The sequence below is a fragment of the Streptomyces sp. SLBN-31 genome (assembly GCF_006715395.1).
GTDB lineage: Bacteria > Actinomycetota > Actinomycetes > Streptomycetales > Streptomycetaceae > Streptomyces.
The window spans coordinates 3,849,472-3,872,891 of record NZ_VFNC01000001.1; the positions used below are offsets into that span (position 1 = coordinate 3,849,472).

Below are 23,420 nucleotides of genomic sequence, written 5' to 3' on the forward strand. Positions count from 1 at the left end.
GCGGAGAACCCGCGCCGCGGGCGCCGGACCTGTCAACTGGGGGATGTACTCGCATTCGTCCCGCTCGCCCGCGCATCCGACGAGCGCGCCCTCCGGAGAGGCCTACGCCGTCAGTTCCGAGTTCTACGACGTGCTGCAAGGCGAGGCCGATGCCGCGCACGTGCGGCAACTCTGCGGAGAAGCGGTGGGCAACGCGCGGGTCGGTGTGCTGGACCTCGGCACGGGCACCGGCCGTGTCACCCCGCTGGGCCTCGCAGGGTCCGACGTCAGCGTGCACGCCGTCGAACCCACGCGGCCATGCGCGCCACCCTGATGACCCGGCCGGTGTCCTTCCCTCCGACGCGCGCAAACGGATCACCGTCCACCCCTCCACCCTCCCGGAGACCGGCCTGCAGCGGGTCGCGGAAGTCGCCGTCTGCCACAACACCCTGGCGTGCCTCGATCCTTCCTCACGCCGACGGCTCCACCCCGCCGTCACCGAAGCGCTCTGTCCCGGCGGCGTCTTTCCGCTGCAGCTTCCCCCGGCGGCATGTCTCCCGCGGGTGCGCACCGTCCATCCGCTGCCGCCCGACACTAGGGCGGCACGAGTACGGTCGGGGGCATGGTGCTGTCGGCCGACGCCGGCCGCTTCCGGACACGTTTCGACAACTGGGTGCGGGACGACCGGTGTCCTGCCCGAGCGCACGGAGACCTTCTGGATGTGGCCGGCCTTCCGGGACGAAATCGCCGCTGAGCTGGCCCAGCAGCGAGGAGTCACCCGGTTGCCCGACGCGGGCGATCCCGCGGTGCTGACCGTATGACGCGCGTAAACGGCGACCCATTACCCCTTGACACGCTGTGACACACAGAACGCCGTCCCGGAGGCGGTCCCAGTGTCACACGCGCGGGCCCTCACCTGTCAGTCCCTCTGCGGACCTTGCCCGGGTCTCCTCGGCCGCGGTCCGCTCCACCACCGGCAGGCACACGGCGACGGCTCGCAACGACTGATCGTCGTGACCAGCGACCGCAAGGACCCGCATATGTCGACCGTCGTCCCGTACACAGCGCTGACAGGTGTCTACACCATCGACTTGGCACACAGCACCATCGGCTTCTCCGTCCGGCACGCCATGATCGCGAACGTGCGCGGGCGCTTCGGCGCGTTCGAGGGGCTGGTCAAGCTGGACGGGTACCAGCTCAGCCGGTCCGAGGCCTATTTGAGCGTCCAGACCGGCAGTATCGACACCGGCAGCCCTCACCGGGACACCCATCTCGCGGGTCCGGACTTCCTCGACGCCGCCACCTATCCTCTGATGGTCTTCCGCTCCGCCGGCCTCGCCGACCGCGGAGACGGCCAGTTCCGTCTGATGGGCCACCTCAGGATCAAGGACATCGAACTCCCTCTCCACATCCACCTCGCCCTCAACGGGGCCACGCAGGACGAGAGCCGAGACCACCGTGTCGGCTTCTCCGGCACCGCTCTGGTGCGCCGCTCCGACTGGGGGCTCGGCGGGAACACGCCCGACGAAACCGGCGGCGTCCTCATCAGCGACAAGGTCAGGCTCAACTTCGACATCTCCGCCGTCCGCCTCTCCCGCTCGTATGCCGCATGACCAACCCCGCGCCACAACACCGACCGCCCCGCGCGGTCCCCGCCGGCGGCGATGCCGGTGACCACAGGTCGGTCCGCAACCGCGCCCGAACCGTACGCACGAATCCCAGGTGATACCCCCCATGAATCATCAAGACCCCACCGGCCCGACCCGGTTCCGCCCGATCACGGCGATGGAGGACCTGCGAGAGCACCTGCAGTGGGCCATCGAGCTGGAACACGCCACGCTGCCGCCCTACCTCACAGCCCTCTACTCGCTCGACCCCGAGCGGAACGCCCACGCCGTCGAAGTGGTCAGCAGCGTGTTCGTCGAGGAGATGATCCACCTCGCGCTGGTGGCGAACCTCCTGAACGCGGTCGGCGGGCAACCTCGCGTCGACACCCCGCAAATACTGGCGCCGCATCCGCGGCCCATGCCGCACGCCGACCCCTCCATGCAGCTGTCCCTGCTGCCCTTCGGTCAGGAGGCGGTCACCATGTTCCTCCGCCTCGAACAACCCGCCCACCCGGGCGACCTTGGCCGAGGGCGACGCCTACATGACGATCGGCCAGTTCTACGACGCGATCGAGAAGGGCCTGCGACACCTGTGCGCCGAGCTCGGCGAGGAAAAGGTCTTCACCGGTGATCCCGCCCGCCAGGTGGCCGCAGGACCCTTCGGGCACACCGGCGGGCGGCTGAGCCCGGTCACCGATCTCGCCTCGGCGCTCTCCGCCCTGGAGGAGATCGTGGAGCAGGGCGAGGGCGCGGCACGCGTCGACGTGTGGGACGGGGACATGGACATGTTCCACCCGCAGACCAAGGCGGTCTCGCACTACTACCGCTTCCAGGAGCTCGCACAGGGCCGGCGCTACCAGCCGGGGGACACACCGGAGACAGGGCCCACCGGCGAGACGCTCACCGTCGACCCCGCCGGGGTGCGCCCGATGCGGCCCAACCCGCGGCTGGAGGACCATCCGGAGGGCAGTGCGATCCGCACGGCGCAAGAGGCGTTCAACATCGCGTACGGCAAGCTGCTGCAGCTCCTGGAGCAGGCGTTCAACGGCAATCCCGCGATGCTCGGGGTGTCGGTGGGCACGATGTACTCAAGGGGCAGGCGCAGAGCCTGATGTCGATGCCCGACGACGAAGGCCTGACCGCGGGCCCGACCTTCGACTACGTTGCTCCGGAAGATCGCGGCTGACCCCCGAACCCATGGTGGCCCCCTGAACCGTTGGTCCAGGGGCCCCGACGTTGGTGCGGGTCAGGCGCGGAATCTGCACGCCCCCTGACCCGCGGCACCGGTGGGTCAGCGCACGGTCCGAGCGGCTGCCTCGATCACCCCGGCGACGTCGGCGGGGTGGGAGACACTCACGGCGTGCGATGCCCGTACGCGCGTGATGTGGGCGTGTGCGCGCTGTGCCATGAAGATCTGGACCTGCGCCGGGATGTTGCGGTCCTGGGTGGCGACCACGGCCCAGGACGGGATGTTCTTCCAGCCGGGCTCGGAGGCGTCGTCCGCCAGCGCGGCATTGGTGATCGGGCGCTGCGTGACGGCCATGAGGTCCGTGGTGTTGCGGGGGACGTCAGCGGCGAACTGCTGGTGGAACTTGCTCGGCTCGATCGTCAGGTCCGCATCGCGGGAGCCGTCCGGCAGGGTGACCGGCACGGAGCGCAGAGCGTCGCCGAGGGTGCTGCCGGGGAACTTGCCCGACAACTCGACGGCGCTCTCTCCCTTTTCGGGGAGGAAGGCGGCGACGAACACCAGGGCCTTGACGTTGTCGGCGTCGTGGGCGGCGTCGCTGATCACCGATCCGCCAGTGTCCGGCCAGGACCACCGGGCCGTCGATGCCGGCCAGGACCTCTTTGAGGTAGGAGGCGTCGTTGTTCAGCCCGCGCAGAGGGTTGGCCGCGGCGACGACGGGGTAACCCTCGTGCCTCAGCCTCCTGATGACGCCGTTCCAGCTGGTGGAATCGGCGAACGCGCCGTGCACGAGCACCACCGTGGGCTTCTTCTCGCTCTCCGGTGCGGACGTGGTCCTGTCCGCGTGGGCGGGGGCGACCGCAGTGGCGATGAGGGCGGTGGCGACGGAGGCGGTGGCCAGGAGGGAAAGCGGGGTGCGGACCCGCTGATAGGTGAAACTGCGGTTCATGAGAGGCCCTTCGGGAAGCGGTGTGCTGTCACCTTCAAGGACCGTGTGCGTGTCGCAAGTGTGACAGTTTGTGTCTGCTAGTCTTTTTTGCTGGTGAAGTGATGTTTGCCGGTGATTTCCCTGTACTCCTGGACGGTGGGTTTGAGGATCTGTGTCCCCTCGCCGTAGAAGCCGCGGCTGAGCCGCGCGCGCAACCGCCGCACCCTGCCGCTCGCGTGGCCGTCTCCGTCGCGTTGTCCCGGGTCGAGGGGCCGGTACTGCTCATGCGCCGTGAGGGCATGGAGTTCGTAGGGGTCGAGGGGCTGGTGCACCTCGACGTACTCGCCGTGCGGCAGGCGCTTGATGATGCCCGTCTCGCGGCCGTGCAGGACCTTGTCGCGATCGCGGCGTTGCAGACCGAGGGCGATGCGCTTGGTCACGAGGAAGAGGACGACCGGTACCACGAAAAGGGCGATGCGGACCGTCCAGGTGACCGTGTTGACCGACATGTGGAAGGTCATGGCGATGATGTCGTTCGCGGCTCCGAGCAGAGCCGCCAGGTACACCCCGAGCCATGCCACGCCGAATGCCGTGCGCACGGGCCGGTTGCGTGGCCGTTCCAGTAGGTGGTGTTCGCGGTCGTCGTCGGTGACCCAGGCCTCGATGAACGGGTAGGCGCCCATGACGAGGAAGAAGCCGAGGCCGGCGAGGAGAGGGATCAGATTGTCCAGGGCCAGGGTGTGGCCCCAGAGATTCACCTCCCACCCGGGCATGACACGCAGCAGCCCGTCGGCGATGCCCATGTACCAGTCGGGCTGGGATCCCGCGGAGACCTGATCGGCGCGATAGGGGCCGAACTCCCAGACGGGGTTGATCTGGGCGATCGCGGCGATGGTGAAGACGACCCCGGCGACCAGGCAGAAATAGCCACCCGCCTTGACCACGTACACCTGCATCGGCGGGCCGACCACGTTTCGCTCCGTACGGCCAGGTCCCGGGTACTGGGTGTGTCGGTGCCGGTGCCCGAGGAAGGCGTGGAAGGCGACGAGCGCCAGCATCAGCGCCGGAATGACCAGGACGTGGATCATGTGGAAGCGGGGCACCAGGTCGTGCCCGGGGAACTCGCCGCCGAACAGGAACATCGACACGTAGGTGCCGACGATCGGTACCGACAGAAGTGTCCCGTTCACCACGGCGAGCCCGGTTCCCGACAGGAGGTCGCCGGGGAGGTCGTAGCCGGTCAGACCACCGAACATGCCGAGGACGAGCAGTGCGAAACCGGCCACCCAGTTCAGCTCGCGCGGCTTGCGGAAGGCGCCGGTGAAGAACACGCGCATCAGGTGGGCCAGCAGGGCTGCGACGAAGATCAGTGCCGCCCAGTGGTGGGCCTGACGGATGAGCAGGCCGCCGCGTACGTCGAAGGAGATATGCATCGTCGAGTCGAACGCCTCGGACACCAACTGGCCGCGCAGCGGAGCGTAACTGCCGTCGTAGACGACCTCGTTCGACGACGGGTGGAAGTAGAACGTCAGATACACGCCGGTGATGAGCAGGACGACGAAGCTGTAGAGACAGATCTCGCCCAGCAGGAACGACCAGTGCTCCGGACGGGCCCTGCGTGTGCCGGTCGTGGTGGTGGACCCGATCCCCATCCGTGTTCTCGCCCAGTCGGCGATCTTGCCACCGCTGCGGCTGCCCGCCGTGGTGACCGGTTCGATTGCGTCGCTCATGTCATTACCACCATCAACACATCACCGGGAGCGCCTTGCGGCCGGGCCTGCGCAACGAAACGGTGCATGGCGACGAACTGCCGCACCGGGTTTCGTTGCCCTCATCAGAAGGGACCGGGAAAGTGGTGAAGGTGTGACATGACCGTAAGACAGGATCATGCCGGGGTTGTCCGGGTCAGGACGCCTTCGCGCCGATCCGCTCGACGTCCTTGCGTGCCGAGCGTCGCCGCGTCGCGCGGCGCTCGCTCTCCGTCGTGCCGCCCCAGATGCCCTCGACCTGCCCGACGTCCAGCGCCCACTGCAGACACCGCTCCCGCACGGGGCACCGGGCGCAGACGGCCTTCGCCTCGTCGATCTGGACCAGCGTCAGACCCGCGGTGCCGATGGGGAAGAACAGGTCGGGGTCGACATCCCGGCAGGCCGCTCTCTCACGCCAACTCATGACAGCGCCTCCTTACTCGTCTCGGATGCCTCTCATGTATCTGACCGTCCGAAGGGAGTCCCTGTGACATTCCAGGCGGAGGGCAACAGTGTGAAATACAGTGTGACAACAGACACAATGTCTTGAGCGGGGCTCCGGGGCGTCGCACCATCTGTGAGTTGTGAACGCCACACAGGGCCTGAGGCCCCTACCCAGCCCAGCCGTCGATCTCCGGGACCCCCTGTCCCCGGGCACCCACACCCTCGTCGTCCAGCACGGCACGGCCGCCGTCGACCAGCGCTACCACGTCGCCGGAACCGGCCCGGTGTGCGTCGCACACTCCGGAGGGCCGGGCATCGGCTGGGAGTACCTGCGCATGCCCGAGCTGGAGCGCAGCATGACCGTCGTCTACCTCGAGCCGGTCGGCACGGGCGATTCCGGCCGGCTGGCCGACCCACGCGACTACACCCTCGCCACCTACACCCACTTCCTGCACGCGGTGATCGAACACCTGGGCCTCGCCAAGGTGGCCCTACTGGGCCACTCCCACGGCGGCTTCATCGCGCAGCGCTACGCCCTCGGCCACCCCGAGCGCCTGACGTCCCTCGTCCTGTACGACACCTCACCGATGACGGGAGAGGAGTTCTGGGCGGCCGCGGTGGCCAACATGGAGAGCTTCGTTCAGCGGCACGCCGACGAGCGGCCGGAAGTGGCCACCTACGTCGCGGATCTCACCACGCGACTCGACCGGTCCGACGACGAGGGCGCGACGAAAGTGCTGCGCACCATCTCGCCCGCCTACTTTCACGACTACTGGGGCCGCGAGGAGGAGTTTGCCGCGGGGCGGGCATCCCTGCGGATGTTCGCGGCACCGGCCTGGGGGGTGGAGCCCCCGTTCGACGTCCGTGAGGAACTGCCCCGGCTCACCGTCCCGACCCTGGTCCTGGTCGGTGGGGACGACTTCATCTGCGGGCCGCGCTGGGCGCGCATGATGCATCAGCTCCTTCCCGACGCCCGGCTGGTGATCCTGCAGGAGACCGGCCATCTCGGGCACATCGAGCGTCCCGAGAGCTTCACGGCGGCCGTGCGCGACTTCCTCAACGGATGACCACGCGGGCGTCGCTCTCGCCGAGGAGGAGATGCCGCAGGAGGGGATCCGCGTCCTGGGAGCCGAGATCGCGGACCGCGTCCCGGACGACCTGTTCGTAACGGGACGCGGTACGACGCAGCGCGGCGTGCCCCGCCGGGGTCAGCAGCACCTGCACGCCGCGCCGGTCGTGGTCGACGACGCTCGAGATGATCAGGCCCTGTCGGCGCAGGCGTGCCATCAGCCTGCTCGTGGCGGACTGACTCAGGCCGAGCCCGTTGGCCACATCCCCGAGCCGCAGGGGTTCGGCGCCGGCGCCCGGGACGGAGCTCCTTCCCACGTAACGCAGAGCCTGAACTTCACTCAACCCGAACCCGGTCTCCTCGCGCAGCCGCCGCTCCACCGTCCCCTGGACCCGGCGGTGAAGGCGGTCGAGGGCGTCCCACCGGTCGGTCGCGCAGGACTGAGTGCGATCGTCGGCAGGGCCGGTGCGCACCTCGCGCACCACCTCCCCGTGCGACGTGCCGGTCATGCGGTGGCCCGGTAGGAAGACGCGCCGTCGCGTGCGGCCGTCCCCCCGCCGGAGTACGGCGCGTCCTGGCCGGTCAGCACGTGCTCCAGACGGTCGAGGTCTCCTGTGCGGGCGGCGGTGAAGATGGCCTGAACGAGCCGCCGATGGGTGGCCGCGTCCACGTGCTGCCGGTGCCGCCGGTTGTTCAGTCTGTCCTGCGCGCGGGAGACCTGCTGCCGTACGTTCGCCACGGACAGGCGGAGCAGGTCGCCGATCTGGTCGTAGGAATAGCCGAACGCCTCGCGCAGCACGTACGCCGCGCGCTGGTTAGGGGTAAGGGTCTGCAGAAGCAGTAGAACGGCATGCTCCACCGAGTCCTGGCGTTCGGCCAGGGCCTCCGGTGTCATCGTGGTGTCCGTGGACTCCGGCAGCCAGGGGGTGGCACTGGACTCGCGGCGTCTGCGAGCCGACTGCAGCACGTTGATGGCGAGCCGGACGGTCGTCGTGCGGAGCAGCGCACCGGGGTCGGCGACGACCGTGCGGTCCGTGCCCTGCCAGCGCAGCCACGCCTCCTGGATGACGTCCTCGGCTTCGCCGGGATCTCGGAGGATCCGGTTGGCGATCTTGAGCAGTCCTGGCCCGACGCGGCCGAACACGAAGACCGCGTCGTTGAGTTCTACAGGCGCGGCAGTGATGGTCACCATCACCGACTGCGGACTCTGCCGGGTTGCGATCACAGATGTGTCCACGATCGGCTCCTCTGTTGGCTGGGGATCGGCGGCTTCCCTCGCCACCGACACCAACTTCGCGCCGACACGGGCACTGCCGCGCCCCTGATAGACCGTGGGGCACCCCGTGGTCGTACCGTGGCCGCCACGTGGCCAGGGCCTACCACCCCCTGGTCCGCAGGCCCCCGGGGCCCGCCACCCCCTGGCCCCGGACGCCCCCCGGGGTCTGCCCCCGGCCCCCCACGCCCCTGGGACCCGCCCCCCGGCCCCACGCCTCGGGCCCCTGGCCGGGACCTGACCTCGACGGGACCTGCCCCGGACGGCCCGGAGCCATGGGCCATGGTCAGAGGAGTTCGTGGGCGCACCGCGAGGCGGGAGGCCGCTTGTGCGGCCCGTGCAGCAGGACGCTGGTGGCGAATTCGCGGGGGGTGTGCCAGGTGCGCAGCGCCTCGAGCACGCCTTCCGCGAACGCCGCGTGGGACAGGCGGCCGTCCGGGCCACTCGTGTTGGCCAGGGGGTCAGGCGGGGGTCGCCGCCCCGCCCGGCAGCACGGCGCCCAGCTGTTTGCGGGACCGGATCCCGAGCTTCGTGAACACCTTCCGCAAATGCCACTCGATGGTGTGCGGACTGAGGAACAGTTGCGCGCCGATCTCGAGGTTGGTCAGCCCTGCGCCGGCCAGCCGGGCGATCTGGGCCTCCTGAGGCGTGAGCGCCTCGTCGGTGCCGGTGTCGCGCCTGCGCACCGTCTCCCCGGCGGCCTCCAGCTCCCGGCGGGCGCGCTCGGCGAAGGCCTCCGCGCCAGCCCGGTCGAGGATCTCGTGGGCGCGGGCCAGCTGGTCCCGGGCCTCGGCGCGGCGGTTCTCGCGGCTCAGCCACTCGCCGTACAGCAGCCGGGTGCGGGCGAGCGCCGTTCGCACCGGGGTGCTCTCCAGCCGGGCGATCGCCTCCCGGTACAGGGCGTCGGCCGTGTCCCCCTCACTGATCAGGGCACGCCCCGCCGCGGAAGTGCCCGTCGCCCAGGCCGTGCCACTTGCCTGGCAGATGGTCGCGAGGCGACCGGCGGCCTCGACTGCGAGGTCCCGCTGCCCGCTGCGGGCCGCCGCCTCCACCAGCTCGACCAGGGAGGAGAGGGCGAGCCCCAGCTCCTGCGGGTACTCGCAGCCCTTGGCGGCGGCGGCACAGGCCTCCTCGTACCGCCCAAGGCCGTTGTACAGCACAGCCAGCGCCCACTGGGGAGCCGTGAGCGCCTTTCCCTCGCCGCTGAGGGTCCGGTCACCAGTGATCGTTCCGATCGCCCGCAGCGTCTCGGTCTCGCGGCCACGCCAGGGTTCGATCACCAACGCCCCGTAGTGTGCGAGGAAGTGGCTGCCGGTGGCCTCGCCGATCGTCACCGCTTCCGCGGCGAGCGAGTCCGCGTCGTCCAGATCACCGGCGAAGACCCGGTTCGACAGCCGCAGCAGGAGCGCCGAGGGCAGCACGGACAGGGTTCCCGTCTCCCGTGCCAGACGGACGAGCTTGGCCGACAGGGTGCTCCAGCTGTCGAAGTCCCACACGTTGTGGGCCATGCGGCAGGCGAACGGGAGCCAGCCCAGCGACTGTTCCACCGTGAAGCCGCCGCACCGCAGCGTGTTCAGCGCGCGGCGCAGAATCGGGGCGCCCGCCGCGTAGCCGTCCGTGGTGGCCAGGGCCAGGCCGTCGAGGAAGAGGTCGGTGGGTCCGGGGTGAGCCGTCGGGGGCGTGGTGCGTGCGGCCCGGGCGACCTCCTCGAGGCCGGGGCCGCTGGACACACGGCCCGCGGTGAGGGCCGCGTAGAACGCGTCCCGGTAGGTCTCGCGCGCTATGCCGGCGTCGAGCGGCTCGAACTCCCGGGCCGCCGTGAGCAGCAGCGGCACGGTGGCACCGGCGCTGCGGGATCCGAAGGTGATCTGTCCACGCAGCAGGCTGGCCTGGGCGTGCTGGAGATCGTCGAGCGCGCCCATCTCGGCCACGTTCAGCAGCTCGAGCGCGGCGTCGAACGCTCCGGCGAGGTACTTGGCCCGGGCCGCTGCCAGCGCTCTGCTGCGGCGGCGGGAGGGATCAGGCGTCAGCTCGGCCGCTCGTTCCAGGAAGGCCGCCGATGCGGCGATGCCGCCACGCGCCTGCGCGCGGTCGGCCGAGCGGGTCAGTTCGTCCGCCACGGCCTCGTCGGGCTCCGCCGCGGCGCGGGCCAGGTGCCAGGCGCGGCGGTCGGGGTCGGCCCGCGCGTCCGTGGCCTCGGCCAGTGCTCGGTGCACCTCACGGCGCTCGGCCGGTCCCGCCGTGCGGTAGACGGCCGAGCGCACCAACGGATGCCGGAATTGGACCCGTGTGCGCACTTCCAGCAGGTTCGCGGCCACCGCGGGGGAGACCTCGCTCATGGACACGCCGAGAATGTCGGCGGCGCGGCGGAGCAGTGAGACATCGCCGACGGGCTCGGCCGCCGCAAGTAGCAGCAGCCGCCGCGTCTGTGGGGGAAGTTCCTCGACGCGCAGGCTGAAGTTGTGCTCGAGCCTGCCGATGAGTGGCCCCATCGACGGTGAGGCGTAGCCGCCCGCGAGTTCGGCCGCGGAGGTGCTGCGGGGCAGTTCCAGCAGGGCCAGCGGATTGCCGCGCGCTTCGGACAGAATCCTGCTGCGGACCGGCTCGTCGAACCGGCCGGGAAGTACGGAGGTCAGCAGGGCGCGGGCGTCGGGCTCGCTCAGCCCCCCGAGGGTGAGCTCGGGCAGCCCTTGCAGGGCGCGTTCGCCGTCCGCCTCGCGGACGGCGAAGATCAGCCCCACGCGCTCCGCCATCAGACGCCGGGCGACGAACCCGACGATCTGGGCCGAGACGCGGTCGAGCCACTGCACGTCGTCGACGAGACAGATCAGCGGCGTCTCCTCAGCGACGTCGGCGAGCAGGCTGAGGACCGCCAGCCCCACGAGGAACCGGTCCGGGGGAGTGCCCGCGCTGAGCCCGAAGGCGGTCTCCAGGGCCGTCCGCTGCGGATCGGGGAGGTGCCCGAGGCGATCGAGGAAGGGCGCGCACAGCTGGTGCAGACCCCCGAAGGCCAGCTCCATCTCGGCCTCGACTCCCGCCGCGCGCACCACGGTGCAGGCCTCGGCGGTCTCGGCCACGTACTCCAGCAGGGCGGACTTGCCGATACCGGCCTCACCGCGCAGCACGAGGACCGCGCTGTGGCCGTCGCGCACCTTGGCCAGATGCCGGTCCAGCACCGCTCGCTCGCTCTGCCGCCCGTGCAGGAAGCCCGGATTCTCGCCTTTCATGAACACCCCCGGCTGCGAGCGTATATATCTGGTCTTCGGCCACACAACTCATCTGCGCCGCTGGTCACCTCGTGGGTGAGGCGCAGGGCAGTGGCGTCGTGTCGGGCCGTGGTGGAGCCGCGGCCGGGGCCGGCCGGCGTGTGTTGCCGGACCGTCGGCGGTTCGTGTCCGGCGTATCCGTGGCCACCGCCGTCGCGTCAGCGTATGTCCTCGAACGCCGCCGCCTCGACGATCTTCTTCACGGTGGTCAGATAGCGGGCGGCGTCCGCGCCGTCAATCAGCCGGTGGTCGTAGGAGAGCGAGAGGTGGACCAGTTCGCGGACACCGATGAACTCTTCGTCGCCGTCCTGTACGACCGCGGGCCGTCTGACCGCGGCTCCCACGCCCAGGATGGCCGCCTGGTCCGGCGGGACGATGAGGGTGTCGAAGAGGGCGCCGCGTGTTCCGGTGTCGGAGACCGTGAAGGTGGCTCCGGCCACGTCCGCGGGCGTGAGTCGGCCGGCGAGGGCGTGGTCGGTGAGGTCGTGGACGGCACGGGCGATGCCGCTGACGGTCAGATCGCCCGTGCCCCGCACCACTGGAGTCACCGGCCCCTGGTCGGTGTCGACCGTGATGCCGACGTTCTCGGTGTCGTAGTACGTGATGGTCGCGCCGCCCGTGTCGATCCTGGCATTGATGACGGGATGTGCCTTGAGCGCCTGGGCGGCGGCCAGGACGAAGAACGGCAACGGTGTCAGGGCGAAGCCCTCGCGGGCCATGAAGCCGTCCGCTGTCCGCCGCCACAGCCGCAACAGGCCGGTGGCGTCGGCCTCGACGGTGGAGGTCAGCTGCGCCTGCTCCAGCAGCGCCTGCTTGAGACTGTCGCCGACAGCCTTGCGCAGGCGGGGGACGGCGGCGGTGTGCCCGCGCAGGGCGGCCGGTGGCGGAGCCGCTGCCGTTGCCGCTGCTGGGATGGGGAGCGGAGTCGGAGCGGCCGCGGGTGCCGGTGCCGGCATCGGGGCGGGTGCGGCGGCGGGTGCGGGGTGCGGCATTGGCGCCGTGGCGGGCGGCTGCGCGACCGGTGCCGGTGAGGGGGAGGGCTGCGGTGTGGTTACCGGCGGGGCCGGGGCGGCGGTGACCGCGGTCGCCGTCGACGGTTCGGCGTCGGGCGGGCCGATGACGGCGAGCTCGGCGCCCACTTCGACCGTCTCGTCCTCGCCGACGACGATGGTCAGCAAGACTCCTGTGGCGGGAGCGGGGATCTCGGTGTCCACCTTGTCGGTGGACACCTCCAGCAGCGGTTCGTCCTCCTGGACGTGCTCGCCGGGCTGCTTAAGCCAGCGGGTCACGGTGCCCTCGGTGACGGACTCGCCGAGCGCGGGAAGGGGCACGGAAATAGTCATGGCGGCGTATGGCTCCTTCAGGTGTCCAGGCCGTAGTGCTTGCGGGCGCGGTCGACGGTGTCGGGGTCCACTTGTCCGGCCCGTGCCAGCCGGTCCAGGGCCGTCACGGTGATCGATTCGGCGTCCACACGGAAGTAGCGCCGTACGTCCTCGCGGGTGTCGGACAGGCCGAATCCGTCCGTGCCCAGTGAGTAGTAGTCCTGCTCGATCCACTGGCCGATCTGGTCGGGGACCTGGCGCATCCAGTCGCTGACGGCCAGGACCGGACCCGGCGCACCGGCGAGCGCCTCGGTCACGAAGGGCACACGTGTCTCGCCGCGCGTGCGGGCGGTGTCGGCGTCCATCGCGTCCCGGCGGAGCTCCGTCCAGGAGGTCACCGACCAGACATCGGCGCGCACGTTCCAGTCGGCGGCGAGTAGTGCCTGCGCGCGCAGTGCCCAGTGGACGGCGGTGCCGGAGGCCAGGAGCTGCAGCCGGGGGCCGGACACGGCGGGGTCGCCGGGCCGGAACGGGTACAGGCCGCGGACGATGCCCGCCTCAATGCCGGGCAGCGCCGGTATGGGCGGCTGGGGCTTCGGCTCGTTGTAGACCGTGAGGTAGTAGAAGACGTTCTCGGGCCGCTCCCCGAACATCCGGCGCAGGCCGTCGCGGACGATGACCGCGATCTCGAAGGCGAAAGCCGGGTCGTAGCTGACGGCCGCCGGGTTGGTGGCGGCCAGGAGATGCGAGTGGCCGTCGCCGTGCTGGAGACCTTCGCCAGTCATGGTGGTGCGTCCGGCGGTGCCGCCGACGACGAACCCGCGGCCCATCTGGTCGGCTAGGGCCCAGAACTGGTCGCCGGTGCGCTGGAAGCCGAACATGGCGTAGAAGATGTAGAACGGGATCATCGGCTCGCCGTGGGTGGCGTACGAGGTCGCGGCGGCGGTGAATTCGGCCATGGAACCGGCTTCGGTGATGCCCTCGATGAGGAGCTGCCCGGTCTCGCTCTCCCTGTAGTGCAGCAGCTGGTCGGCGTCGACGGGGTCGTAGGTCTGGCCCCGCGGCGAGTAGATGCCGGCCGTGGGGAACATCGACTCCATGCCGAAGGTACGGGCCTCGTCGGGGATGATCGGCACCCAGCGGGGGCCGGTGCGGCCGTCCCGCATCAGGTCCTTCACCAGGCGGACCAAGGCCATGGTGGTGGCGACTTCCTGGTGGCCGAAGCCCTTGAGCAGCGCCTCGAACGGCTGCGCGGCGGGCTCCGGCAGAGGCTTGGCGATCACACGGCGCGCGGGGGTGGGACCGCCCAGTGCGGCGCGCCGCTCGCGCAGGTACCGCACCTCGGGCGAGTTCTCCCCCGGATGCCAGAAGGGGACGACGTCACCGGCGAGGGCGCTGTCGGGGATGGGCAGGTCCAGCACGTCGCGCAGCTCACGGAACTGCGCCATGGTCAGTTTCTTCATCTGGTGGTTGGCGTTGCGGGACTCGAACGCCGATCCGAGGGTGTGCCCCTTGACCGTCTGGGCGAGGATCACCGTCGGTGCCCCCCGGTGTTCGACGGCGGCCCGGTAGGCGGCGTACACCTTCAACGGCTCGTGCCCACCGCGGGAATTCTCGAACAGCTCCACCACCTGGGCGTCGCTCAGGGTGGCGGAGAGGGCGGACAGGGCGTCTCCGACGAAGAAGTTCTTGCGGATGTAGGCGGCGTCCCGCGCGGCGAAGGTCTGCATCTGGGCGTCGGGCTCCTCGCCCAGGCGGCGCACCAGGTCGCCGGTCGTGTCCTGGGCCAGCAGCGGGTCCCAGGCCTCGCCCCACAGGGTCTTGACCACGTTCCAGCCCGCCCCGCGGAACCGGGCCTCCAGCTCCTGCACAATCTTGGAGTTGGAGCGCACGGGTCCGTCGAGGCGTTGCAGGTTGCAGTTGATCACGAAGGTGAGGTTGTTCAGGCCCTCACGGGAGGCCAGCGTCAGGGCGGCCGTGGCCTCCGGTTCGTCCGTCTCCCCGTCGCCGAGAAACGCCCACACGCGTGAGGCGGAGGTGTCCTTGATGCCGCGGGCCTGCAGGTAGCGGTTGAAGCGTGCCTGGTAGACGGCGTCAAGAGGGCCGAGGCCCATGGACACGGTCGGGAACTCCCACAGCCACGGCAGGCGCCTGGGGTGCGGGTAGGACGGGAGGCCGTGACCGCCGGCCTCGCGCCGGAAGCCGTCCAACTGTTGCTCGCTCAGGCGGCCTTCGAGGAACACCCGGGCGTAGATGCCCGGCGAGGCGTGCCCCTGGAGGAACAACTGGTCGCCCGAGCCGTCCTGTTCCTTGCCACGGAAGAAGTGGTTGAAGCCGATCTCGTACAGCCAGGCCGCCGAGGCGTAGGTGGAGATGTGTCCGCCCAGGCCGAGCCGGGAGCCGCGGGTGACCATGGCTGCGGCGTTCCACCGGTTCAGGGCGGTGATCCTGGTTTCCATGGCGATGTCGCCATCGAACGCTGGCTGCGCGGCCGCCGGGACGGTGTTGACGTAGTCCGTGGTGAGCAGCCCCGGCACGGACAGGCCGGCGCGGGCCGCGTACTCGTGCACGCGCCGGATCAGGTACACCGCCCGATCGGGTCCGGCGTTGCGTATGACGGCGTCGAGGGAGGCCTGCCACTCGGCGGTCTCCTCGCGGTCACGGTCTGGAAGCTGGTCGAGCTCACTACTCGACGGGGTCGCGTTGGGCCGGGACGGGTCACTCATGGGCGGCCTTCCTCAAGGCATGGGGGCGGGGGAGACGGGAGGGAGTGGTGGATGCCGCCGGCCGTCGGACGGTGCGGCGCGGGTAGATCAGCGGTCTTTGAGCCACAGGCCCAACGTGTGACGGCCCAGATGGGCGTCCGGTCCGGGCAGCAGGGTCCGCTCCCCGATCAGGGCACCGAAGAACGGCGTCTGTGCGTCGCCGATCACGGGAGTCGCGCAGTCCTGGGCGGTGAGCCCGTCGGCGGCGAGGTCCTCGAACGGTCGCTCCTCGGGTCCGCCGGCCTCCAGGACGCCGAACAGCGGCACCGCGACGGCGACGTGGGCGAGGGGGTGGCAACGTCGCCGGCCGCGACCGGTGGCAGCAGCGGGGCTGCGTACAACCCGTCCGCGTGCACGCCCGCGCAGACGGCGCTCTCCACGGACTCGACGAACGGAGTGGTCCGCACCAGGGAATACGGCAGTGCGGAGCGGCGGAGGAGGTCCTCCTGCGCGGCCTTGGCCCGGAGGTAACCCGAGGCGACGCGGTCGGCGCTCACGGCGGACAGTGCCACGTGGTGCTCGACGCCGGCATCCCCGGCGGCCATCAGGAGGCTGCGGGTGGTGCCGCCGAAGAACGCCGTGCTGACATCCTGCTGTCGCGCGGGCGCGTCGGTGACGTCCACCAGGATCTGCGCACCGCGCAGTGCTCGGCGCAGAACGTGTGCGTCACCGAGGTTGACGCCCAGGGCGCGGGAGAGGGGCACCACTTGCGGCCCGTGGTCCCGCTGACGGGTGACCGATCTCGAGCCGAGCCGTCCCGTGGCGCCTGCAACGACGACTTTCATGCGGTCTCCTTTGCCGTGGGCGGGACGGTCGGGCGTGACGGCCAGGACGTGCTGAGAGAGCGGCGGCGAGGTCGGATACGCCCGCGCACCCTGCCTTGTTGACCGGACGAAAGGTGTTGTTGTGACAAGCTGCCCGTTACCCGAACCTGGGTCGTCCCGACGGCGGGTGTCCCACGACCACGACCGCGGGGAGGACGCGGGTGCCGCGGGACACCGGAGGGGTGGACCTAGTCCACGAAGTAGGAGTCGTGCCGGTCGAAGAACGCGGAGCGCTCCTCCTCCGAGGCGTGCGCCAGCTGTGACACCTGCTCGAAGTACTCCTCGCGCGGCGCGCCCGGTGTGAACAGCAGGAGCATGTCCGCCGGTGCGTCGGAGTCGTTGCGGAAGGCGTGCAGCCCGCCTTGCGGCACGTGCAGGAAGTCGCCCTTGCGGGCGTCCACCCAGCGCACACCGTCGAAGATGCGCACGGTGCCGTCCAGGATGTAGAACGACTCCGAGATCCGCTTGTGGAAGTGCGTCTTCGGGCCGCCGGCCCGCGGCCTCATCTCGACGCGGTACAGCCCGAACTCGCCGCGGGTGGTCCCGGTGGTGGCCAGGTAGTGGGTGGCGTCCTTGCCCGGCCCGCTCTCGCCGAGGTCGGGTGGGGTGTCGGCAGGCCGGAACACGGCGCTGACCTCGCCGTCGTCTCCGAAGTACTTCTGTTCCGGGTAGGGGTACGACATGGTGGTTTCCTTTCCTGAGGCGGTCAGGCGGCCGCGTGCCCGCCCGCACTCGATGTGACCGGTGGGCACGCTCCGATGTGACGTCGGCGCGGCGATGGGCCGAGGTGCCGCGCGGTCGGGTGTCAGCGGGTAAGGCAGTCGTGGCGGGGGTGTCCCCGTCGCAGGGCCCGTACGTCCCGGACCGCCGCGGCGAATGCCTCGGGGCGTTCCTGCGGCAGGTTGTGGCCGGCGTCCGCCACCTGAAGGTGCAGGCGCGGGCCGGTGAAGTGGTGAGCGGTCGATGACCCGTCGGTCGCCGGGAAGTTGCCGTCGACGGTGCCGTCCAGGGTGACCGTGGGGACGGTGATCGGAGGAAGGCCGGCGAGGCGGGCTTCGAGATCGGCGTACGCGTCCGCGCCCGGTGCCAGGCCGAGCCGGTGCCGGTAGGAGTGGATGACGACGTCGACGTAGTCCGGATTGGTGAAGGCCTCAGCGGCCCGCTCCAGTTCGGCTTCGCCGAAGGCCCACACGGGGGAGTTGCGTTTCCAGATGACCCGGGCGACGCCCCGTGGATCGGCTGCCAGTCCGGTGCGGCCGCGCTCGGTGAGGAAGTAGTAGAAGTACCAGAAACCCGCCTCCAGTTCGGGGGAGATGGGGTTTATGGCGGCGCCGATATCCTGGATCAGGTAGCCGTTCACGCAGACCAGGCCGAGGACCCGTTCGGGCCACAACGCCGCGGCGACCGTGGCCGCGCGACCGCCCCAGTCATAGCCGGCGAGGTAGGCCCGCTCGATGCCGAGGGCGTCCAGGAGCGCGATGACGTCAGCCCCCAGGGCCGCCTGCTGGCCGGAACGGGGAAGAGAGTCGGACAGGAATCTGGTGGGGCCGTGCCCTCGCAGGTGGGGGACGATGACGCGGAATCCGCCTTCAGCCAGCAGGGGGGCCACGTCCACGTAACTGTGGATGTCGTAGGGGAAACCGTGCAGAAGGACGACGGTGTCACCGTCGGGGGAGCCCGTCTCGTAATAGGCGACTTCGAGCACGTCGGTCGTGACGCGTCGCAGCGGGGCGAGCAGGGGCAGGGCTGACATGCGAATCCTCCGACGAAGGAGCGGTGGGGGAGGGGAGCCGCGGTTCCCGTCGGGCGCGGCTGGGGTACCGGGTGTCGTGGCCGGGCGCGTTACCGGCCCGATCGCTGCCGGGCCCGGCCCTCGGAGACAGTGTGCACAGTGTGCATGAGAAGGTTGTTTTGTTAGTGTCAAGAGTGTTGGCATCATAATGGCCACGTGTGTGCACGGCGTGATCTCCTCATCACGGGGGACTGTCTTCCCGCACAGACCGGCCTTCGCCACCTGCTGTGACAGCGAAACAAGCCCTGCTCAGCGCCGTGCGCGTCAGGGCCGGACGGACCCCGCGGTCCGTGACGGCCCGAAAGTGCGGGGTCCCGGGCGCACTCACCGCGTCCGGTCCGAACAGGCGCGGAACATCCGACCGACTTAGGTGATGACCATGGAAACCGAAAGTGTTCTGCATCCCAGCTTCCTCGTTCCCGTCGGGCACGTGGAGCCGGTGCCCCGCCGTATCAGGGGCGTGATCGGCGGTCGCACCGTCTTCGACACGCGGCGCGCCCTGTACGTCTGGGAGTGGCAGGCCTATCCGCAGTTCAGCATCCCGATGCGGGACCTCGTCGACGGCGTCCTCGACGACGAAGGGGTCGCCGAGGAGCACGGTGCGGGGACGGCACACCGGCACACTCTGTCCGTGGGCGGGGACTCGCGCCCCGGTGCCGCCTGGGTGTGGGGAAAGGACGCCCCGGCGCCGCTCCAGGGCACGGTGCGCTTCGAGTGGCCGGCCATCGACTACTGGTTCGAGGAGGACGAACCCGTCTTCGTCCACCCCAGGAGCCCGTACTCGCGGGTGGACGCCGTGCGTTCCTCCAGCAGCGTCCGCGTGGAGCTGGAGGGCGTGGTCCTGGCGGAGGCTCCGGCGTGCGTCAAACTCTTCGAGACCGGCCTGCCGACGCGCTACTACCTTGACCGTGCGCACGTCGACTGGAGCCGACTGCGGCGGACCGACACGGTGACCCGGTGCCCGTACAAGGGAACGACCAGCGGCTACTGGTCGTTCGACGGTGCCACCGCCGCCCACGAGGACATCGCCTGGGCGTACGACTTCCCGACCATCCACGCCAACCGCATCGCGGGCCTGACGGCCTTCTACAACGAGCATGTCGACCTCTTCGTGAACGGCGAGCCGCTGCCGAAGCCCGGCACACTCCGTTCCTAGCCCCAGCCCCGGTGCCCGGTCCCGGGCCGTGCTCGACGGCCCGGGGCCCTTTGGTGTCACACATCTGCCGCGGGCCTGGTCTCATGGTGTGAAAAGTCCTCCTAATCGCCAGAGAAGGAACACACCATGAGCGACATCGTTCTCGAGCCCGCCGCGCAGGACTTCGCCGACGCGACCGCCAAGCCGCCGCTGCTGTACGAGCTCGGGGTCGAGGGCGCGCGCAAGCTGCTCGACGACGTGCAGGCGCAGCCCATCGAGAAGCCCGACGTGGACGAGAAATGGATCACGGTTCCGGCGCAGGTCGGCGACGTGCGGGTGCGTATCCTCAAGCCCGTCGGCAGCACCGGCCCCCTGCCCGTCATCCTGTACGTGCACGGCGGCGGCTGGATCCTCGGCAACGCCGGCACGCACGACCGGCTCGTGCGCGAGCTGACCGTCGGGGTGAACGCCGCCCTGGTCTTCGTCGAGTACGACCGCTCCCCGGAGGCCAAGTACCCGGTCGCCATCGAGCAGGCCTACGCGACCGCCCGGTGGATCACCACCGAGGGCGTCGGCGAAGGGCTCGACGCCTCGCGCCTGGCCGTCGCCGGTGACTCGGTCGGCGGCAACATGACCGCCGCGCTGACCCACATGGCCAAGCAGCGGGGCGACGTGGCCTTCGTGCACCAGTCGCTGTACTACCCCGTCACCGACGCGGCCCAGGACACCGAGAGCTACCGGACCTTCGCGCACGGCCCGCATCTGACGGCCAAGGCCATGGAGTGGTTCTGGGACGCCTACACCACCGACCCCGCCGAGCGCGCCCAGATCACCGCCTCGCCGTTGCGGGCGACGCTGGAAGACCTCCGGGACCTGCCGCCGGCCCTCGTCGTCGTCGACGAGAACGACGTGCTGCGCGACGAGGGCGAGGCATACGCCCGCAAACTCGTCCAGGCCGGTGTGCCGACGACCAGCATCCGCTACAACGCCTCCCTGCACGACTTCATGATGCTCAACACGGTCCGCGGCACCCAGGCGTCGACCGCCGCGATCGAGCAGGCCATCCACGTGCTGCGCAAGGCTCTCGGAACCGACTGACACCGCATACCCGACCACATTCCCCCGGCACGTCGAAAGGCCGTTTTTCATGAGTGCACACAAGCCCACCATCGTCCTCGTGCACGGCGCGTTCGCGGACGCCTCCAGCTGGAACGGCGTCGTCGACAAGCTGCTCGCGCACGACTATCCGGTGATCGCCGTCGCCAATCCGCTGCGTGGACTGACCACCGACGCCGACTACGTCCGCCAGATCGTGACGTCCGTCGAGGGCCCCGTCGTCCTCGTCGGTCATTCCTACGGCGGGTCAGTCATCAGCAACGCGGCCAAGGGGCTGCCCGAGGTCAAGGCGCTCGTTTTCGTCGCGGCGTTCCTGCCGGAGGAGGGCGAGAGCGCCGTCACCCTGTCGGGCAAGTTCCCTGGCAGCACCCTCGGCGACACGCTCCGGCCCGTGCCGGTGACGCTTCCCGACGGCAGGCAGGTCATGGACCTGTACATCGAACAGGCCAAGTTCCACAAGCAGTTCGCCGCTGACGTCTCCGAGGAGACCACGGCCGTCATGGCCGCGACACAGCGGCCGGTGGCCGATGCCGCGCTGGCGGAGGGCGCGTCTGCGCCCGCATGGCGGGACATTCCCTCCTGGGTGCTGGTGGCGGACGAAGACCGGAACATCCCCCCGCAGGTGCAGACCTACATGGCCGAGCGGGCCGGGGCCTCCGTCATCAAGGTCTCCGCCTCCCACGCGGTCAGCGTCTCGCGCCCTGGCGACGTGACCCGTCTGATCAATGAGGCGGCGCAGGCGACCGCCTGAGCGCCGGAGGCCCGCGCCTGACGGAGGCGGGGTGCGGGGTTCGGCTTCACAGCCGGACCCCGCACCCCGCGTACTTGCGTGGGCCTGACGCGTCACGGCAGCGGTGCGGGCTCCGCGAGCAGTGTGGGCACCGTGATGATCGTGACGTCCTTGGTCAGCAGCCGATGGACAGGACAGCGTCCCGCGACCGCCAGGAGCTGGTCCCGCTGTGCGGGGGTCAACTCTCCAACGAGCCCGATGTTCTTCACCACCTGCCCCTGTGTGTCGAAGCGGACCGCGACGTCCACCCGGTCCAGCGGCCATTCGTGGCGCTGCGCGTAGGCCCGCACCGCCATGGACGTGCACGCTCCGAGCGCGGCCAGGAGGAGTTCGCCCGGGGTGGGGCCGGTGTCGGTGCCGACGGGCTCCGGCTCGTCGGCTGTCAGGCGGTGTGTACCGATCGCCACGGAGCGCGCGAGCTGCTTTCCTTCGGCCACGGTAACGATGCGCGTGTTCATGCTTGCCTCTCAACCGAGGTACGGGCAGAGGCACGACTTGTGCCTCCCCGAAGCTCAGACCGTGCGGGGCGCCCGACTGTGACGGCCGGCGTGCCCGTACCCGGCTGGAAGCAGGGGGTGCAGGGCGGCGGTTGCTGCCTCGCGGGTGATCAGGGGTGATCAGCGGGACTGGTCGGTGGGGCGTACGAGGATCTCGTTGACCGCGACGTGGTCGGGCTGTGTGACGGCGTAGACCACCGCGGCCGCGATGTCTTCCGGCTGAAGTGTCCGCATCGACTCGGCCATGGTCTTGACCGCGGCACGCCTGGTGGGGTCCGTGATGTGGTCGGCCAACTCGGTCGACACGAAGCCCGGCTCCACGACGACGACGCGGACTCCCTGCTCGGTCACCTCTTGGCGCAGCGCCTCGGCGAAGGCATTGACGCCGAACTTGGTGGCGGAGTAGACCGCGGCGCCGGCCGAAGAGATACGGCCCGAGGTGTATTGGCGTCCAGGACGGGGCCTGTCAGCATGATGCCGGCATTGTTCACGACGATGTCGAGGGTGCCGAAGCGTTCGACGGTCCGGTCGACGGCCTTGCGCACCGACTCGGGGTCGCTGACGTCCATGTCCAGGACGAGGATCTCCCCGGGCGCCTCCTGCGCCAGTGCTTCGAGCCGGTCGGTCCTGCGACCACCGACGGCCACGGTGGCCCCCGCCTTCGACAGCGCCAGTGCGGTCGCTCTGCCGATGCCGGACGAGGCGCCGGTGACAAGGACGACCTTGGGGTCGAGAACGGAACTCATGTCAACTCCGAAAGGGGTGGTGGGGTGAGGCGGGCAGGCCATGTCGTGTGCGAGGAAGAGGACAGGGCGGCCCGAGAAGGTGACCGAGGGGTCACGTTGTGCCAGAGTAACACTGAAAATGACCCGCGAGTCATATTCAGTGTTAATGTTGTGACACGCAGAGGGAGGCGTCATGACCGGGAGAACAGCGGCAGCGCAGGCCAGGGCCGACAGCGTGCGCAATCGTCGGCTGCTCCTGCGAGCGGCTACCGAGGCCTTCGCGGAATGCGGGGTGGATGTGTCGATGCACACGATCGCCCAGCGGGCCGGCGTCGCCAAGGGCACGGTGTTCCGGCACTTCCCGACGAAGGACGACCTTCTCGCGGCGATCATGATGCAGCTGCTCGACCGGCTGCTCGACACGGCGGACCGGCTCCTGCGCGCCGATGACGCCGGCCGTGCGCTGAAGGACTTCATGGGACACGGAATCGGCCTGCTCGCCGCCGACCGCGCGTTCTGCGACGTCATCGGCCGGCCCTCGCTGCAGCACGCGGACGTACGCGAGGCGATCGACCGGCTCTGCGACACGGTCGAGGAGCTCACCGCCCGGGCCAGAGAACAAGAAGCCGTCCGTGGTGACATCACCGGAACCGACATCGTGCTGCTCCTCGGCGGCATCCACCAGACCGCCCAGCCGCTGCTGGACCGCGAACCGCGGGCGTGGGAACGCTTCCTGGAGATCGCGTTCGACGGACTGCGGGCCCGTGACCGCGCGGCCCTGCCCCATCCGCCCCCCGCCCGGCTGCGGATGGCGGACCTGTCGGGTGTCTCCGCACCGACGAAGGCATGACACTAAGTGGCACATCATCGGAGTGTTGTGAAATCATGCCGCAGCTTCTGTCTCGATCAGCCGGCCGACCAGCCGGGTACGGACGGGGGCGGGTAACGTCTGAG

Annotated in this window: 19 protein-coding genes and 3 pseudogenes; 9 read left to right on the forward strand and 13 right to left on the reverse strand. The window is 70.1% G+C overall.

The window, feature by feature from the left end; translation table 11 throughout:
• Window positions 1-43: 43 nt before the first annotated feature.
• The 3 genes and pseudogenes from FBY22_RS17825 (at window position 44) to FBY22_RS17835 (ending at window position 2,698) form a co-directional block, all read left to right on the forward strand.
• Window positions 44-313 carry a class I SAM-dependent methyltransferase gene (locus FBY22_RS17825; RefSeq protein ID WP_142146694.1) on the forward strand — a complete coding sequence of 90 codons (270 nt, stop codon included), beginning with the start codon at window positions 44-46 and terminating at the stop codon, window positions 311-313.
• 706 nt (window positions 314-1,019) lie between these two features.
• Window positions 1,020-1,592 carry a YceI family protein gene (locus tag FBY22_RS17830; RefSeq protein ID WP_142146696.1) on the forward strand — a complete coding sequence of 191 codons (573 nt, stop codon included), beginning with the start codon at window positions 1,020-1,022 and terminating at the stop codon, window positions 1,590-1,592.
• A gap of 172 nt (window positions 1,593-1,764) precedes the next feature.
• A pseudogene (locus FBY22_RS17835) lies at window positions 1,765-2,698 on the forward strand (ferritin-like protein).
• 179 nt (window positions 2,699-2,877) lie between these two features.
• On the opposite strand, the pseudogene FBY22_RS17840 reads toward FBY22_RS17835, so the two are convergent.
• Window positions 2,878-3,568: pseudogene (locus FBY22_RS17840) on the reverse strand (alpha/beta fold hydrolase).
• Between FBY22_RS17840 and FBY22_RS45050 the strand changes: the two are divergent.
• Entirely contained in the window at window positions 3,519-3,701 is a 183-nt protein-coding gene (locus FBY22_RS45050) for a hypothetical protein (protein ID WP_260845006.1), read from the forward strand. The pseudogene FBY22_RS17840 and the gene FBY22_RS45050 overlap by 50 nt on opposite strands.
• 97 nt (window positions 3,702-3,798) lie before the next feature.
• Here FBY22_RS45050 and FBY22_RS17845 read toward each other — a convergent pair whose 3' ends face one another.
• Window positions 3,799-5,430 (reverse strand): ubiquinol-cytochrome c reductase cytochrome b subunit, encoded by a 1,632-nt coding sequence (locus FBY22_RS17845; RefSeq protein ID WP_142146698.1) that lies wholly within the window; start codon window positions 5,428-5,430, stop codon window positions 3,799-3,801.
• A gap of 175 nt (window positions 5,431-5,605) precedes the next feature.
• Complete coding sequence (locus FBY22_RS17850; protein ID WP_142146700.1) at window positions 5,606-5,872, reverse strand: WhiB family transcriptional regulator; 267 nt, start codon at window positions 5,870-5,872, stop codon at window positions 5,606-5,608.
• Between the two features lie 160 nt (window positions 5,873-6,032).
• Between FBY22_RS17850 and FBY22_RS17855 the strand changes: the two genes are divergently transcribed.
• Complete coding sequence (locus FBY22_RS17855) at window positions 6,033-6,959, forward strand: alpha/beta fold hydrolase (RefSeq protein ID WP_142146702.1); 927 nt, start codon at window positions 6,033-6,035, stop codon at window positions 6,957-6,959.
• On the opposite strand, the gene FBY22_RS17860 is transcribed toward FBY22_RS17855, so the two are convergent.
• The 8 genes from FBY22_RS17860 to FBY22_RS17895 all read right to left on the reverse strand — a co-directional run bounded on the left by FBY22_RS17860 (window position 6,949) and on the right by FBY22_RS17895 (window position 18,164).
• Complete coding sequence (locus FBY22_RS17860) at window positions 6,949-7,470, reverse strand: MarR family winged helix-turn-helix transcriptional regulator (protein ID WP_142146704.1); 522 nt, start codon at window positions 7,468-7,470, stop codon at window positions 6,949-6,951. The genes FBY22_RS17855 and FBY22_RS17860 overlap by 11 nt on opposite strands.
• A complete protein-coding gene (locus tag FBY22_RS17865) occupies window positions 7,467-8,198 on the reverse strand; it encodes a sigma-70 family RNA polymerase sigma factor (protein ID WP_174267168.1) in 732 nt (243 codons plus the stop codon). The genes FBY22_RS17860 and FBY22_RS17865 overlap by 4 nt, the downstream gene beginning before the upstream one ends.
• Window positions 8,199-8,695: 497 nt before the next feature.
• Window positions 8,696-11,461, reverse strand: a complete 2,766-nt coding sequence (locus tag FBY22_RS17870) for an AAA family ATPase (protein WP_142146706.1) — start codon at window positions 11,459-11,461, stop codon at window positions 8,696-8,698.
• 197 nt (window positions 11,462-11,658) lie between these two features.
• Entirely contained in the window at window positions 11,659-12,843 is a 1,185-nt protein-coding gene (locus FBY22_RS17875) for a 2-oxo acid dehydrogenase subunit E2 (RefSeq protein ID WP_142146707.1), read from the reverse strand.
• 17 nt (window positions 12,844-12,860) lie between these two features.
• The gene (gene aceE, locus FBY22_RS17880) at window positions 12,861-15,548 is read right to left on the reverse strand and encodes a pyruvate dehydrogenase (acetyl-transferring), homodimeric type (RefSeq protein ID WP_142146709.1); all 2,688 of its coding nucleotides are present in this window, start codon (window positions 15,546-15,548) and stop codon (window positions 12,861-12,863) included.
• Window positions 15,549-15,751: 203 nt separating this feature from the next.
• Window positions 15,752-16,372, reverse strand: coding sequence for an SDR family oxidoreductase (locus tag FBY22_RS17885; protein WP_260844912.1), 621 nt, complete (start codon window positions 16,370-16,372; stop codon window positions 15,752-15,754).
• Between the two features lie 227 nt (window positions 16,373-16,599).
• Complete coding sequence (locus FBY22_RS17890) at window positions 16,600-17,094, reverse strand: cupin domain-containing protein (RefSeq protein ID WP_142146711.1); 495 nt, start codon at window positions 17,092-17,094, stop codon at window positions 16,600-16,602.
• A gap of 122 nt (window positions 17,095-17,216) precedes the next feature.
• Window positions 17,217-18,164: an alpha/beta fold hydrolase gene (locus FBY22_RS17895; RefSeq protein ID WP_142146713.1), complete on the reverse strand. Its 948-nt coding sequence runs from the start codon at window positions 18,162-18,164 to the stop codon at window positions 17,217-17,219.
• 418 nt (window positions 18,165-18,582) lie between these two features.
• Between FBY22_RS17895 and FBY22_RS17900 the strand changes: the two genes are divergently transcribed.
• From FBY22_RS17900 to FBY22_RS17910, 3 genes are all read left to right on the forward strand, one after another.
• Window positions 18,583-19,359: a DUF427 domain-containing protein gene (locus FBY22_RS17900; RefSeq protein WP_142146715.1), complete on the forward strand. Its 777-nt coding sequence runs from the start codon at window positions 18,583-18,585 to the stop codon at window positions 19,357-19,359.
• Between the two features lie 126 nt (window positions 19,360-19,485).
• The gene (locus tag FBY22_RS17905; RefSeq protein ID WP_142146717.1) at window positions 19,486-20,436 is read left to right on the forward strand and encodes an alpha/beta hydrolase; all 951 of its coding nucleotides are present in this window, start codon (window positions 19,486-19,488) and stop codon (window positions 20,434-20,436) included.
• Window positions 20,437-20,485: 49 nt separating this feature from the next.
• A complete protein-coding gene (locus FBY22_RS17910; RefSeq protein ID WP_142146719.1) occupies window positions 20,486-21,205 on the forward strand; it encodes an alpha/beta fold hydrolase in 720 nt (239 codons plus the stop codon).
• Window positions 21,206-21,297: 92 nt separating this feature from the next.
• On the opposite strand, the gene FBY22_RS17915 is transcribed toward FBY22_RS17910, so the two are convergent.
• Window positions 21,298-21,702 carry an OsmC family protein gene (locus tag FBY22_RS17915; protein ID WP_142146721.1) on the reverse strand — a complete coding sequence of 135 codons (405 nt, stop codon included), beginning with the start codon at window positions 21,700-21,702 and terminating at the stop codon, window positions 21,298-21,300.
• A 159-nt stretch (window positions 21,703-21,861) separates the two neighbouring features.
• Window positions 21,862-22,661, reverse strand: a pseudogene (locus tag FBY22_RS17920) (SDR family NAD(P)-dependent oxidoreductase).
• On the opposite strand from FBY22_RS17920, the gene FBY22_RS17925 reads away from it, so the two are divergent.
• Complete coding sequence (locus FBY22_RS17925) at window positions 22,660-23,316, forward strand: TetR/AcrR family transcriptional regulator (protein WP_142146723.1); 657 nt, start codon at window positions 22,660-22,662, stop codon at window positions 23,314-23,316. The pseudogene FBY22_RS17920 and the gene FBY22_RS17925 overlap by 2 nt on opposite strands.
• Window positions 23,317-23,420: the final 104 nt, after the last annotated feature.

Excerpts from the sequence above, each read along its gene's own strand:
- FBY22_RS17875 (WP_142146707.1), bottom strand. The coding sequence starts at position 12,843 with ATGACTATTTCCGTGCCCCTTCCCGCGCTCGGCGAGTCCGTCACCGAG.
- FBY22_RS17825 (WP_142146694.1), top strand. The coding sequence starts at position 44 with ATGTACTCGCATTCGTCCCGCTCGCCCGCGCATCCGACGAGCGCGCCC.
- FBY22_RS17890 (WP_142146711.1), bottom strand. The coding sequence starts at position 17,094 with ATGTCGTACCCCTACCCGGAACAGAAGTACTTCGGAGACGACGGCGAG.
- aceE (WP_142146709.1), bottom strand. The coding sequence starts at position 15,548 with ATGAGTGACCCGTCCCGGCCCAACGCGACCCCGTCGAGTAGTGAGCTC.
- FBY22_RS17900 (WP_142146715.1), top strand. The coding sequence starts at position 18,583 with ATGGAAACCGAAAGTGTTCTGCATCCCAGCTTCCTCGTTCCCGTCGGG.
- FBY22_RS17845 (WP_142146698.1), bottom strand. The coding sequence starts at position 5,430 with ATGAGCGACGCAATCGAACCGGTCACCACGGCGGGCAGCCGCAGCGGT.
- FBY22_RS17860 (WP_142146704.1), bottom strand. The coding sequence starts at position 7,470 with ATGACCGGCACGTCGCACGGGGAGGTGGTGCGCGAGGTGCGCACCGGC.
- FBY22_RS17895 (WP_142146713.1), bottom strand. The coding sequence starts at position 18,164 with ATGTCAGCCCTGCCCCTGCTCGCCCCGCTGCGACGCGTCACGACCGAC.
- FBY22_RS17885 (WP_260844912.1), bottom strand. The coding sequence starts at position 16,372 with ATGAAAGTCGTCGTTGCAGGCGCCACGGGACGGCTCGGCTCGAGATCG.
- FBY22_RS17850 (WP_142146700.1), bottom strand. The coding sequence starts at position 5,872 with ATGAGTTGGCGTGAGAGAGCGGCCTGCCGGGATGTCGACCCCGACCTG.
- FBY22_RS17915 (WP_142146721.1), bottom strand. The coding sequence starts at position 21,702 with ATGAACACGCGCATCGTTACCGTGGCCGAAGGAAAGCAGCTCGCGCGC.
- FBY22_RS45050 (WP_260845006.1), top strand. The coding sequence starts at position 3,519 with ATGACGCCGTTCCAGCTGGTGGAATCGGCGAACGCGCCGTGCACGAGC.
- FBY22_RS17905 (WP_142146717.1), top strand. The coding sequence starts at position 19,486 with ATGAGCGACATCGTTCTCGAGCCCGCCGCGCAGGACTTCGCCGACGCG.
- FBY22_RS17925 (WP_142146723.1), top strand. The coding sequence starts at position 22,660 with ATGACCGGGAGAACAGCGGCAGCGCAGGCCAGGGCCGACAGCGTGCGC.
- FBY22_RS17870 (WP_142146706.1), bottom strand. The coding sequence starts at position 11,461 with ATGAAAGGCGAGAATCCGGGCTTCCTGCACGGGCGGCAGAGCGAGCGA.
- FBY22_RS17910 (WP_142146719.1), top strand. The coding sequence starts at position 20,486 with ATGAGTGCACACAAGCCCACCATCGTCCTCGTGCACGGCGCGTTCGCG.
- FBY22_RS17830 (WP_142146696.1), top strand. The coding sequence starts at position 1,020 with ATGTCGACCGTCGTCCCGTACACAGCGCTGACAGGTGTCTACACCATC.